Annotated in this window: 13 protein-coding genes; 8 read left to right on the top strand and 5 right to left on the bottom strand. The window is 48.6% G+C overall.

Annotation, left to right across the window (positions count from 1 at the left end; all coding sequences use genetic code 11):
* The first annotated feature begins 109 nt into the window (after positions 1-109).
* Both IPL32_12350 and IPL32_12345 read left to right on the top strand, forming a co-directional pair.
* Positions 110-1,840: a dockerin type I repeat-containing protein gene (locus tag IPL32_12350; GenBank protein ID MBK8466614.1), complete on the top strand. Its 1,731-nt coding sequence runs from the start codon at positions 110-112 to the stop codon at positions 1,838-1,840.
* A gap of 78 nt (positions 1,841-1,918) precedes the next feature.
* Positions 1,919-4,804: a hypothetical protein gene (locus IPL32_12345; protein ID MBK8466613.1), complete on the top strand. Its 2,886-nt coding sequence runs from the start codon at positions 1,919-1,921 to the stop codon at positions 4,802-4,804.
* 17 nt (positions 4,805-4,821) lie between these two features.
* Here IPL32_12345 and IPL32_12340 read toward each other — a convergent pair whose 3' ends face one another.
* Complete coding sequence (locus IPL32_12340; GenBank protein MBK8466612.1) at positions 4,822-5,649, bottom strand: hypothetical protein; 828 nt, start codon at positions 5,647-5,649, stop codon at positions 4,822-4,824.
* A 166-nt stretch (positions 5,650-5,815) separates the two neighbouring features.
* On the opposite strand from IPL32_12340, the gene IPL32_12335 reads away from it, so the two are divergent.
* The gene (locus tag IPL32_12335; GenBank protein MBK8466611.1) at positions 5,816-6,268 is read left to right on the top strand and encodes a tRNA (cytidine(34)-2'-O)-methyltransferase; all 453 of its coding nucleotides are present in this window, start codon (positions 5,816-5,818) and stop codon (positions 6,266-6,268) included.
* A gap of 338 nt (positions 6,269-6,606) precedes the next feature.
* Here IPL32_12335 and IPL32_12330 read toward each other — a convergent pair whose 3' ends face one another.
* A complete protein-coding gene (locus IPL32_12330) occupies positions 6,607-7,206 on the bottom strand; it encodes a short chain dehydrogenase (protein MBK8466610.1) in 600 nt (199 codons plus the stop codon).
* 18 nt (positions 7,207-7,224) lie between these two features.
* Entirely contained in the window at positions 7,225-7,773 is a 549-nt protein-coding gene (locus tag IPL32_12325; GenBank protein MBK8466609.1) for a PKD domain-containing protein, read from the bottom strand.
* A gap of 128 nt (positions 7,774-7,901) precedes the next feature.
* Between IPL32_12325 and typA the strand changes: the two genes are divergently transcribed.
* Together typA and IPL32_12315 are read left to right on the top strand one after the other, a co-directional pair.
* The gene (gene typA / locus IPL32_12320; GenBank protein MBK8466608.1) at positions 7,902-9,713 is read left to right on the top strand and encodes a translational GTPase TypA; all 1,812 of its coding nucleotides are present in this window, start codon (positions 7,902-7,904) and stop codon (positions 9,711-9,713) included.
* A 59-nt stretch (positions 9,714-9,772) separates the two neighbouring features.
* On the top strand, positions 9,773-10,129 hold the full coding sequence (locus IPL32_12315; protein MBK8466607.1) for a nuclear transport factor 2 family protein: 357 nt from the start codon (positions 9,773-9,775) through the stop codon (positions 10,127-10,129).
* A 24-nt stretch (positions 10,130-10,153) separates the two neighbouring features.
* Here IPL32_12315 and IPL32_12310 read toward each other — a convergent pair whose 3' ends face one another.
* On the bottom strand, positions 10,154-10,324 hold the full coding sequence (locus IPL32_12310; protein ID MBK8466606.1) for a hypothetical protein: 171 nt from the start codon (positions 10,322-10,324) through the stop codon (positions 10,154-10,156).
* Between the two features lie 78 nt (positions 10,325-10,402).
* Here IPL32_12310 and IPL32_12305 point away from each other — a divergent pair, with 78 nt between their 5' ends.
* Both IPL32_12305 and IPL32_12300 read left to right on the top strand, forming a co-directional pair.
* Positions 10,403-11,413, top strand: coding sequence for a hypothetical protein (locus IPL32_12305; protein MBK8466605.1), 1,011 nt, complete (start codon positions 10,403-10,405; stop codon positions 11,411-11,413).
* A complete protein-coding gene (locus tag IPL32_12300) occupies positions 11,392-11,532 on the top strand; it encodes a hypothetical protein (protein ID MBK8466604.1) in 141 nt (46 codons plus the stop codon). The genes IPL32_12305 and IPL32_12300 overlap by 22 nt, the downstream gene beginning before the upstream one ends.
* Here the strand turns inward: IPL32_12300 and IPL32_12295 are convergent.
* The gene (locus IPL32_12295; protein MBK8466603.1) at positions 11,529-12,428 is read right to left on the bottom strand and encodes an IS1595 family transposase; all 900 of its coding nucleotides are present in this window, start codon (positions 12,426-12,428) and stop codon (positions 11,529-11,531) included. The genes IPL32_12300 and IPL32_12295 overlap by 4 nt on opposite strands.
* Before the next feature lie 109 nt (positions 12,429-12,537).
* On the opposite strand from IPL32_12295, the gene IPL32_12290 reads away from it, so the two are divergent.
* The gene (locus IPL32_12290) at positions 12,538-13,404 is read left to right on the top strand and encodes a 5'-nucleotidase, lipoprotein e(P4) family (GenBank protein MBK8466602.1); all 867 of its coding nucleotides are present in this window, start codon (positions 12,538-12,540) and stop codon (positions 13,402-13,404) included.
* Position 13,405 lies beyond the last annotated feature (1 nt).

Raw genomic sequence — 13,405 nt, 5'->3', positions numbered from 1 at the left:
CGTGCCCCACAAATTTTCAAAAAAACATCGCCCTTTTGATAACAGAGCGAATTGCAATGCTATCTAATCACAGTCTAGACTGTCAAGTTACAGCCTTACGGCGGCGAAAATGAGAACGCTTTTTTCTTCGATCACAATTGCAGCTTGTCTTATGTTGGCTATGTTCATATTGAGCCAGACGATTGTTGCGCGGGCTTCAGACACAGAGAATTTCGCCGCAGCGACGCCGACATGCACACCTCTGAACATTATCCTTGACGGCGGATTCGAGGCCGGCGGTGTTCCAAGTGCGCTCTGGATCGATCCACAAACCTCGACAAATTTTGGTACGCCGTTGTGTACGGAAGCAACCTGTGGAACGGGCAGCGGTGCGGCTCCTCCTAGAAGCGGATTGACTTGGGCGTGGTTCGGCGGCATTCCTTTGCCAGAAACTGCAAAACTCGGCCAGAACGTTACGATCCCAACAGGAACGGCATCACTCCATTTTTGGATGAGGATCGGAACGGTTACCTCACCGTTTACCGACGTCCTTAATATAAAGATCGATAACGTCACCGTCCAAAGTTACACTGAACCCTCGATAGCAGAGACCGGTTACACTGAACGAATTGTCGATTTGTCTGCCTTTGCGGACGGAGGTTTGCATAACATTCAATTCGAGTACATCGGCCCGTCTAACGGAACTGGCAGCTATGTCATTGATGACGTAACGCTGCTCGCCAGCGGTGCAGGCTGTGCTTCGCCAAGCGCGACACCTACAAGCACACCAACCGCTACCGGAACGCCGACATGTACTCCGTCGGATCATATTGTTGACGGCACATTTGAGGCCGGAAATCCGTGGACAGCGTGGACCGTGCAAACTTCTACGATTTTCGGCACTCCGATCTGCAACACTGCGATCTGTGGAACAGACAGCGGAACTGCCTCTCCGTTTGCCGGAGACAATTGGATATGGTTTGGCGGAATCGCGGCTGCCGAGACGGCAACCGTCGGGCAATCTGTGATTATTCCGTCAGGAGCTCCCGCAACACTCACATTCCGACTACGGATCGGCAAGGTGATCACGCCGTTCACCGACACGCTAACCGTGAATATCGACGGCACGACGCTCACGACCTTTACTGAACCCGCTTCAGCGGAAACGTCATACACACTGCGGACATTTGATGTAAGCTCGTTCGCCGATGGTGCTTCTCACGCGATCCTGTTCACATACACGGGGACGACAACAGGCGCCTCAAACTTCACTGTCGATAATGTATCGCTGATCGCTGGCGGAGTTTGTTCGACGCCTACTCCTTCAAACACCCCAACAAACACGCCGACCGCAACTCCATCAGCGATGATCTCTGGAACCATTACTTACGGTAATGCGATCACAGGCCCGCCGCCGCCATTTGTTTCAAATGTTCTCATCAACGGAGTTGGTTCTGCTAACGTATCAACCACAACCGTCTTTCCTAACGGCAATTACTCGTTGAGCGGATTCGGAAGCGGCTCATATATTGTCACACCGTCAAAAACTGGCGGCGTTAACGGCTCAATAACTTCGTTTGACGCCGGAAGGATCGCACAGCACGTTGCCGGGATCATCGTCTTGAACGCCAATCAACTGATTGCAGCCGATGTCAGTGGAAACGGTTCAATATCGTCATTCGATGCGGCACAGATCGCTCGTTATACAGCGGCAGTTGCCGGGTCGGGATCGACCGGAAACTGGATATTTGTCCCGGCAAACAGAAACTACCCGAACATCACAGGAGTGTTGTCGGGCGAGGATTACGTTGCGTATCTTATGGGCGAGGTTTCTGGAAACTGGGCCAACACCGCAAGATAATACGTGCGTGTTTCGACATCTGTGGTATAAATACTAAACCTCCCATTGATCGGGTATAAAAAGGTACAGGAATATAAGATGAAGAAATTCTATAATTCGATTGGAATCGTTGTGTTAATGTTGTTTGCCGTACTTATCGAGGGGCAATTTTCATCTGCGCAAAACAAATCTAATCCCACGCTACCGCAGGAAATCGTCCGCGGAACATATCGAGGAGTTTCGACGCCAGTTCGTTTTGATATTTCGCCTCCGCTGCGTTCTATGCAAAACACAACTACACCGGACAACCCTGACAGAGACAAATTCGAAGAGCGTCGACCCAAATTCAACGGACCGCTAGGCCCTCAGGATATTGATAAAGCTGTTCAATCTGTAGTTTCGCCGTTTGCCCCTCTTGTAATGCCGACCCCGATCATTAGTTTTGATGCAGTTTTAGGATGCACCGGATGTTCGCCGCCCGATCCGGTTGGCGACGTAGGCCCGAATCATTACGTCGCCATGTCCAACTCGCAGTACCGGATGTTTAATAAATCAGGCACTTCCGTTTTGGGTCCGTCAAATATCAACACTCTTTGGTCCGGATTTGGCGGAGCCTGTCAAACGGAAAACGCCGGCGATCCTGTGGTGATCTACGATCAACTGGACGACCGTTGGATATTGACACAATTTACGGCAGCCGGGCCAACGTATTTTAACTGTGTCGCGATCTCAACAACCGGTGACCCGACGGGTAGTTATTATCGATACGCTTTCTCAACCGGCACAAACTTTCCAGATTACCCTAAGTATGGAATGTGGCATGACGCTCTGTATATCAGCACACGTGAATTTTCCAGCGCCGGGCCGTTTGCGGGCGTAGGCGCTTATGCCGTCAATCGCGCACAACTAGTCGCAGGTAATCCTGCCGCCCAAGTGATCTCGTTTTTGGCAGCGCCGGGCGGTGCGGCCTATAACGTCGGCGACGGCCTCTTACCAAGCGATCTGGATGGTTCTACACTACCGCCCGCCAACTCGCCAAACTATTTTGTCGGCAGCATGGACAATGGCGGGCCTTACAGTGCTCCAAGTGATGCATTGAATGTGTGGAAGTTTGCAGCAAATTTTGCAGTGCCTGCCAGCTCGACATTCACGCTTACGAACGTTCTTCCAGTTTCGGCCATAGACACAATGCCGGTTTTTTGCACACCATCAGCACGTGCATGCATACCGCAGCCAAGCACTACAACTAAGATCGATCATCTCGGCTATCGCCAACGTCCATCGCACCGCTTGGCATACCGCAACTTTGGCACACACGAATCCCTCGTAACCAACCAATCGGTCGAGGCCTCAACGACAATGTCCGGCATTCGTTGGTATGAGATTCGCCTTTCAGGCGGCACACCGTCGATCTTTCAGCAAGGCACATATGCACCCGGCACCACCGACGGTATTCATCGATGGATGGGATCGATCGCCATGGACGCCAGCGGAAATATGGCCCTGGGCTACAGCGCTGCCAATGCGACCGTTTTTCCAAGCGTTCGTTACACAGGGCGTTTAGCCGGTGATCCACTGGGAACTATGCCGCAGGGCGAGGCCTCTATAGTTGCCGGAACTGGTTCTCAAACCGGAAGCAATCGATGGGGAGATTATACGTCGATTAATGTTGATTCAACTGACGATTGCACATTCTGGTACGTTAACCAATATGTACCCACTACCAGTTCGGCCGGCTGGAGACTGCGAGTAGGTTCGTTCAAGTTCCCGACGTGCTCTGCAGGCGCTACCCCTACTTCCACATCGACACCAACTAACACGGCAACACCGACGTTTACACCAACAAACACAGCGACAGCGACCGCAACCGCGACAAATTCGTTTACGCCTACAGCAACAGCAACGAACACCTTTACTCCCACCGCGACCGCAACAAATACGTTTACTCCTACTGCGACGGCTACGGAAACGTTTACTCCGACTGCTACCGCCACGGAAACGTTTACACCTACCGCGACTGCAACCGAAACGTTCACACCGACACCGCTTGCTGTTATCAGCGGTTCCGTAACCTACGGCAACTCAATCGGATCGCCGTCTCCGCCCCGTTATGTCTCCGGCGTCTCGGTCAACGCAGTTGGCTCGCCTAATTTATCCGATTCGACAGGAGTTCTTGGCACCTATTCGCTAACAGGATTTGGAGGAGGGCCATACATTATCACTCCAAGTAAATCGGGTGGTGAAAATGGCTCCTTAAGCTCATTCGACGCGGCCAGAATCTCACAGTACGTGACTGGAAACATAACTCTTACAAGCGCCCAGTTAACTGTCGCGGAGGTAAGCGGAACCGGCGGCGTATCATCTTTCGACGCTGCATTGATCGCTCGTTACGTCGCATCACTTGGCTCTCCGACAGGAAACACCGGTGCATGGATATTCAGCCCGGCAAGCTACTCAAACCCGTCCGTCACAAAAAGCGTTACCCAAGACTATTCAGCACTCTTGTTGGGAGAAGTCTCTGGAAATTGGACAGACGCCGGACTGAGGCCGACCTTCAAAACTTTCGGATCATCAGGAAGCATTGAAGTTTCTGCTCCGGAACTCACGGCGGTGACCGGCAAAGACGTCATTGTGCCGATAAAGGTACGTGGGGCCAAAAACAAAGGAATTATTTCCTACGAATTCGATTTAAGATACGATCCCTCGGTGATACAACCTATGACAGATCCGGTTGATCTGACAGAAACCGCGAGCCGAGGGCTTTTGTCGGTTACTAATGTTATAGAACCGGGGCTATTGAGAGTTGTTATGTATGGCCCTTTGCCGCTCGATGACAATGGAACCCTTTTGAAGCTTCGCTTCACAGCAGTAGGAAACGCGGGTTCTGTATCAGCTTTAACTTGGGAACAGATAATGCTCAATGAAGGAGTTCCCGTTTCGGCGATCGCAGGGGCAGTCAGACTTTCGTCTGCGGGGCAGCAATGAAACTAATTGCTTGTCGATCAATTTACTTTAAATAGGCCTTCGTCAACCTTTTGGCCATAGGTGATCGTGCCGGTCTCGGTTTCTTCGATCTGCTTTTCGTCGGCCCACAGAACCGTGCGGAATGGAACGAGAGATCCCTGAGCGTACCTGTAATCGTAGAATTTGCGACGATATCTGACTCCCGAATCTTCGTAGGTGAGCATCATTATCCTAAAGGTTTTTGCACTCACATAAAAGCGAGTCTTTCGTTCCTGTTTATCTGTAATATCGACGACGTAATAATCGACGCCGTAAAGTTTTTCGTTTGGCCGAAGCTCTAGTTTGGATTCGTTCGCCTTGTATCTCAAAAACGCATCGAGCCCGCGGAAGATCGGGTCTTCAAATCCTTTCACCGCATCTTCTCTAGGCGTAAAGACGGTGTTGTTGAAAACACCAACGGTCTTTTCGTCGGCAAAAACAAGCGAAAACTTGGCGGTCGGCAATTCCTGATCGAGACGAATGCGATCTTTGACAAGAGACTCGCCGCGAATTGCAAATCGTCGATAAGAAGCTTGAACTGACCTGCCGTCGGCCGAAGTAATGGTTGAACGTCCGCGTTCGGTTGTCGTCTTTCGAATCTGATCGAGATTTGCCCTGCCGCCAGAATATAGAAAAATCGCTGTTTCGACTACTTGTTCGGCGGTTGTTGGCTTTTGAGGATTTTTGGCGGTCGATGGAGTCGCCTGCGGCGTTGCCGGAGTTGGGTTGGCATCGCTGCCAGCCTGTGCAAACACCATAGACACCGAGACAATCGTCAATAGCACCGGTAGAACGATCTTAGAAAAACGTCGGACAAATTTCACCATAAATTGAGGGGAAAGAGACAACAGCGGATTTTAACACAGTCGGCACGACTTCTCACAAATGCCGGACATTATGCCTGACAAATTGATGAAAATAACGTCGAAAAGGATGCACTTGGCGATTGCGGTTTTGCATTTTGCATTGTGAATTGTGCATTATGCATTGTCTATGTTTCACATCGCACTATACGAACCTGAGATACCGCCGAACACCGGCAACATCGCCCGGCTGTGCGCGGCTACCTTTACCGAACTCCACATCGTCGGCGTCACAGGTTTTCGTATGGACAATCGCGAACTCAAACGCTCGGGCCTCGACTATTGGAACGAGGTAAAACTGCATCGTCACATCGATATGGACGAACTGTATGCGAGTTTACCGGAATCGCGTTTTGTTTACCTGACGACCAAATCCGATCTGCCGTACACAGAATGGCAGTTTCGCGATAACGATTGTCTCGTATTCGGGCCCGAGACGCGCGGATTGCCGGAAGACCTTCTCCGTGCAAATTGGGAACGATGTCTTACGATCCCAATGTCAAACAATAACGTCCGCAGCCTCAATCTCGCGACCAGCGTGGGCATTGTCCTTTACGAAGCCATCCGGCAAACAACAAAATAACCTCGTGACGCCCCAGAGTGTTCCACTGTCCCAAACAGAGTGGGACAGGCTAAGTTGTTGATTTTATTAGGTCGTCTCATCAAGTGTCCCACTGTCCCACCATTTTTTTTCGCTTCAAGTTGTCAAAAATCTGCGATCCGACGTCAAAAACCAGATCTTCCCGACTCAACCTAGCGCATTTCGCTGCAAATTGGAATACCAACTTTCTCGATATGACGTGGTTTTCTCGATTTGACGTAACTTTCCAACCCAAAATTGCAAAAACCCACACGTAAGGCGATACACGCAAGTTGGATTTACCGCCCTTACTTAACTGCGGGCTTTCGCCAATTAACTTCTTAGTAAATCCGAATTATCTCGCCTGTCATTCTGGTTTCGACGGCACGAACGTAGCCGTTTACGACACGGTCCATTGAAACGGGATCGAAGCCGGGAAAGAACTCGGCGTAGGCTTCGGCGGAGTCTTCTACGACCGTCGGGCAAACAACATTGATACGCATTCCACGCGGGAGTTCCTGAGCGGCGGCTTTTGCAAAGCTGTTCACAGCGCCGTTCACCAGCGACAGCGAAACCGAGCCGAAAACCGGCTCATCAGCTAAAATGCCCGTCGTCAGGGTGAACGAGCCTCCGTCGTTGAGATATTTCTGACCGATCCGCACCAGATTGACCTGTCCCATCATCTTGCCGCGAATGCCGACGTAAAAGTCTTCTTCTGTCAGTTCGCTAAATGCACCAAACTTCGCCGGCCCTGCCACACAGATAACGGTGTCGATACCCTTTACCGACTCATACATCTTCTGTATCGAAGCCGCGTCAGTAATATCGACCGAAACGTCACCGCCGCTCCGACTCGCCTGAACAACCTCATGCTTTTTGGCAAAACGGTCATAAATTCGTTTCCCAATAGTCCCGCTGGCACCGATTAAAATAATTTTCATATTGACTCACAACTCCATTTACTTTTTTGTTTTTGAATTGTCTGACAATTCTAAAACTGTTATTTTTACAGACTCTTTATGTCCACAATCGCTGTTTTTCTCACCATTTTGATTTGTCACGGTAAGAAGTATGGAGTACGTGCCGGGCTTCTGAAATGTATGTTCAACCTTCTTCCCATCAATTAATGTGTCTGTGCCATCGTTGATACCCCATTGCCATCTAACAATTTTTGTTTTGTCTGGGTCGTATGAGGTACTACCGTCAAAAGAAACCGTCAAAGGAGCGACTCCCTGTGTGGGTCTGGCTATTATCTTATCAACTGGAGTATGTTTGCATCGTTCCATAAGTTTCCAGCTGGATTTGGCTTCTTCCAAAGGCGCCCCGTCACCTCTGACATTTGAATTCTGCTCGATAATTCCCGTTGGCGATGTCATCAAGCCCGCCGAAGAAGTAGCCATGTTTTGGTAATTAGAAGATGATGAATTCACGCTGTTCTGGTTACCACATCCGTATTGAAGCAGGCTGAGACCAAATGTGCCGATAATAAAGATCGATCTGATTGTCATTTTTCTTTCCCCGCGATTGAAACCTACTTTAAATCAGGGGCCCGCAAACGCAGCGCCAACTGCCACATTGCCTTTCCGCAGTCAATAAGTCATTATACTCGTTTGCCTTCGGGCAAGGAATTACGACTATGCTGACTACAGAAAAGATACGAAACATCGCTATTATCGCTCACGTTGACCATGGCAAGACTACTCTTGTCGATGCGATGCTGGCACAATCGGGTACTCATCGCGACAACGAAGCGGTTGTTGACCGCGTCATGGACTCGATGGACCTCGAACGCGAACGCGGCATCACGATCATGGCGAAAAACACATCGGTTCGCTATGGCGACTACAAAATCAATATTTTGGACACACCGGGCCACGCCGATTTTGGCGGCGAGGTCGAGCGCGTACTGAAGATGGTGGATGGCATTGTGCTGCTGGTTGACGCCGCCGAAGGCTGCCTGCCGCAGACGCGTTTCGTTTTAAGAAAAGCGCTTGAACTAAAGCTCCCGGCGATCGCACTCGTAAATAAGATAGACCGTCAGGATTCGCGTCCAGAGGAAGTTTTGGACGAGATCTATGACCTTTTTATCGATCTCGGTGCAAACGATCAGCAGATCGAATTCCCTGTTCTTTACTCGATCTCGCGCGACGGCATCGCGAAAAAACAGCTCGCGGACGAATCAAAAAATCTGATCCCGCTATTTGATCAGATCATCGAGTCGATACCGGCACCGCATGCATTGCGTGACGATTCGCTGCAATTGCTGGTCGCGAATATCGATTACAACCCGTTTGTCGGACGCCTGGCGATCGGCCGCATTTTCTCAGGCGCCATCGCAAAGAATCAGGAAGTCGCGGTCGCAAAACGTGACGGTTCAATCGTAAAGACTCGTGTTAAAGAGCTTTTCGTTTTCGAGGGACTTGAACGAACAACCGTCGCAGACGCCGGCACGGGCGAGATCGTCGCCCTTGCGGGTTTTGACGATATCGAGATCGGTGAAACGATAACATCCGTCGAAAATCCAAAGGCTTTGCCGATCATAAACGTGGACGAACCGACGATCGCGATGATCTTTGGCGTGAACACTTCGCCGTTCTCTGGTATCGACGGCAAATTTGTCACATCACGTCAGATCAAGGAGCGGCTCGACCGCGAACTTCTCGGCAACGTCGCTTTGCGTGTCGAACAGACCGAGGCCGCTGAACAATTTAAGGTTTCGGGACGCGGCGAATTGCAGCTTGCTATTCTCATCGAAATGATGCGTCGCGAAGGCTACGAACTCCAGGTTTCAAAACCTGAGGTCATCACAAAACGAGACGAGACGACCAACGAACTGCTCGAACCGATCGAGCTTGTCGTCATCGACGTTCCCGAAGAATTCATCGGCGTCGTTACCGAAGCCATGGGCCGCCGCAAAGGACAAATGACCAAAATGATCAACAACGGCTCAGGCCGCGTCAGGTTGGAGTTTGAAGTGCCTTCGCGTGGGCTGATCGGTTTTAGAGGCGAGTTTTTGACGGAAACCAAGGGAACAGGGTTGCTTAACACGCTCTTCCTGCGATTCGACAAATATCAGGGCGAGATGAAATCGCGTCAAACAGGCTCGCTTGTTTCCGACCGCGTTGGCGAGACAAACACATACGCTCTTTATAATCTTCAAGAACGCGGCGTACTATTTGTAAAACCGCAGGTCAAAGTCTATGAAGGAATGATCGTCGGCGAAAACGCACGTGCGGTTGACCTCGACGTAAACCCGATCAAAGAGAAAAAGCTTTCCAACATGAGAACGACCAGCGCTGACGAAGCAATGCGTCTCGTCCCGCAACGTGAAATGTCGCTCGAACGCGCACTCGAGTTCATAGCCGACGACGAACTGATCGAAGTCACACCAAAAGCTATCCGCCTGCGCAAGCGTGTATTGAAAGCCAACGAGCGGCCCAAAAAATAGATTTTCAGTCTTCTCAGCATTTCGGGTAATTGGTAAACTGGCAAAAAAGGAGAAATACCATGTCAACCAGAAATAAAGAGATCATTGAAGATGTAAATAAGTCTTTTGAGGAAAACAAGCCCGAGACGTTTCTCGATCATTGCACCGACGATATCGAATGGACAATTGCCGGCGACACTGCCAAAAAAGGCAAAGACGCGGTTCGCGAATTTATGGCTTCGATGGGCGAATGTGAACCGCCGAAAATAGGCGTTAACAAGATCATCTCCGAAGGCGACTCGGCCGCATGCTATGGCGATATGACGATGCGTGAAAATGAAGTAGAAACTACATATTCATATTGCGACATCTATCGATTTGACGGGGAAAAGATCGCTTACCTACAAACATTCATCGTCAAGCATCAATCTGCGTAGATACGATAGCTGCTCGACAAGACTCTACGCTTCATCATCCTCGACTTCCGGTTCGTTTGGATCATATTCCTCATACCCGTGAGCGTCGTCGTAATAATATTCATGCTTCTTCTGATCCTCTCTCCATGAGTCTTTCTCACGTTCGACATTCTTCTCTTTTTCAATGTCCCGTTTTTCCTTGGGCGTTTCCGGCATAAATCATTTACGTGCTTATACCCTCAAGGGAGGTAAATGAATGATTTTATGTTATATTAACATTTTTGGTCTTTTCTTATGCAAAATCCGCTTGCCAATAAGCCTCTCACGCAGGGCGTTCTCGGCAATTTTATCTTTCAGGTACTTTGGTATGCAGGAGGTGTGGCAGTGACTACACTTACCGGATATTCTGCCTACGTCAAAGAATTGCCGCTTTGGGCAGTCAGTCTTATTTCTGTTTCTACTCTTTGTGCAACCGTGTGGCTTTTGAACGGCCTGATCTGGTTGAAACAGTGGCGAAGCGGTCAAGCCACAGAAAATGGGGATTCAGGAAAAGGGTTATCAATCTTACCGGACGCCGAGCCAGATGATGAATTGCGAGGTCGTTATCAAGCTGTATATGCCGAAAATGAGGGGCGGAAAACGGAAATTGACACGCTTAGCGCAAGAATTGAACGGCTTAAAGAGAACCACAAGCAAGACCTGCGGGAACAACAAAAAGAAATTGATGGGCTGAAGCAATCTCTGGTTCGGGCGGGCGATAATTACACTACATTAGAGGGGCATTATGAAAGCAAAAAATGGCTATATGAATTAGCGGCATCCCACGCTCAATTTCCTGAATGGTTTGTTACCATTCAGCCCACAAAGGCGTGGATTGCGGATAGCGGTAAGCACGGAGTTTTAGATTATATTGCTTTTACTTTGAAGATCGTAAACCATTCAGTTTTCGACATTGCCGTTGAAAAAGAATTGGGCGGTGAAATAATGTTTAGAGGTAAAGGCTTGAAAAGACTAAAGTTTGTGGATAAACCGCCAAAACAATTACAGAATAATGAGGATACAGTTCTAGTGATATACCAAGAATTAGACCCTAGGGAAAGAGACTTTATTGAAGAGGGGTGGCAGGAATTTACTCAAAACAAAGATGCGTCAGACCTGAATTTTCACTTCTCAAAACTACAAATTACAATAAAAGGTAGTGATAAATTTCCAGAGGTGGCATCTAAACAGTTAGTTATAGGCGATAGCGTGCAGGCGAAATTTAGTGAATTACGAGAGAAATTATGGTCAGTGAACGCACCGTAAAAATAAAACAAAAAGAAGACGTGAAAAAGACTTCTAATCAGGCCGTCCAAGAAATCTCGGAAGCCGACGAAGAAATGTTCTCGCAAGAGGATTTTCAGGACGCCTTAAAAAAGGGCTAGTCAACGGATTTGCGAACCTGACCAAGAAACTGAAGAAACATAGGCGTTTCGTCGTTTCGGCGGTTGTAACGAAACGCGTATTCATTGACATAGCTTTGTAGATGCTGACGGCTCGTGTGCCTGTAAACGCCTTTAATGCCACCTTTGAGGATTGACCAAAAGCCTTCAATGGTATTTGTATGATTTTCGCCTTGCACATAAACCCGTTTACCGTGATAAATGCGGTGGTGGGTGTAGCCGTGATCTTTGACTTTGTTGTAGGACTTCCATTCGTCGGTAAATACGGTCGATTGAGTCTCGATAGAATTGCAGACAAAATTAAGTAAGGTCGGAGCGCTTACCTCTGGGATAACTTTCGTTTTGACTTTGCCACCGTCACGCTCTACGGCTCCAGCAACGACGGCTTTGGTTTTGGTGTTGCGACCTCTGATATTTGTGCCGATGTGCTTACCGCCTATGTATGTTTCGTCAACTTCAACTTTTCCGGTCAGTTTGTCGGCGTCGGATTCGTCAAGCATAGATCGAATTTGCTTAAACATACGCCAAGCGGTTTTATAGGTAACGCCTAATTCACGTTCAAGCTGTTTAGCTGATATGCCGCACCGTGTTGAAGCCATAAGAAAGACGGCATAAAACCAATCGGTCAAAGGCGTTGTTGATTTGTGATAGATGGTTCCGGCGGTCGGGTGAACGTGATGACCGCAAATTTGACACGAATAGCTTCGGCGTGAGGCTACTTTATGGTGCTTGGTGATTTTCTCGCACTTTTTACAGGTGATACCCTCTGGATATAGCAAATCTTTGAGATATTCGAGACAGGCATCATCGGTCGGAAATTGATTACGAAAATCTTTGACCGTATATCGCTTCATTTTGGGTTTAACTGCTGCTTTCATAATAGTTAGCCTCTCGACTAACTATAATAATAGCAAAATTTATACCTACTGTCAAGGGATAATCACGATCATTTATAATCGTTTCAAATTACTCTTCCAAATGAAAAAGATGAAATTACAAAGAAATATTTACACGCTTGCTCTTTTAGCTTGCACGGTTGCGGCTACATATTTCGTGACGATCTCAACCGCTGATGATGGTTTGGCTTCCGCGAAGGCACCTGACAACACGGAGTATCAGGCGGGTGCAACGCTTTTTATGCAAAAGGCGGCTGAGTATCGAGCATTGACATATCAGGCATACAACCTAGCTCGATGGCAGCTTGACGCTGATTTTGACAAAAAGAACGTCAAGAAACTACCCAAGGCAGATCGAAAAAAACCGCGTGCAATCATGATCGATATCGATGAAACTGTCCTGGACAATTCGCCCGGCCAAGCAAATCAGATCAAGAATCACATAGGATTTAATTCAAAAGATTGGGATTCTTGGGTCATGAAGCGAAAGGCAAAGGCGATCCCCGGAGCGGTCGATTTTCTCAATTACGCTGCTTCAAAAGGTGTGAAAGTGTTTTTTGTTTCAAATCGAGAAGAGTCTCAGAAACAAGCGACTATCGACAATCTAAAAAGCGTCGGACTAAATGACGTTTCGACCGAAAATGTATTGCTTCGACAACTAGACTCGGAAAACAAACCGATCTCAACAAAGGAGCCTCGACGGCTGATCATTTTGCAGAAATATCGCATTGTGATGTTCATCGGAGACAATCTTGATGATCATTCGGACATTTTTGAAAAGAAATCCATCATTGACCGCTTCGCCGAGACTGATAAAGCCAAAGATCTATTCGGCAAGCACTACATAATGCTTCCAAACGCGATGTACGGCACCTGGGAAAACGCCATCTACGAATACGGTCGCCTAAACGACGCCGAAAAAGCAGAAAAACGTGCAGCGGCGCTGGAATTGCCTTAAA

It is taken from the genome of Chloracidobacterium sp. (assembly GCA_016711345.1).
Classification (GTDB): Bacteria; Acidobacteriota; Blastocatellia; order Pyrinomonadales; family Pyrinomonadaceae; genus OLB17.
This window is presented reverse-complemented; position numbering and strand designations above follow the sequence as displayed.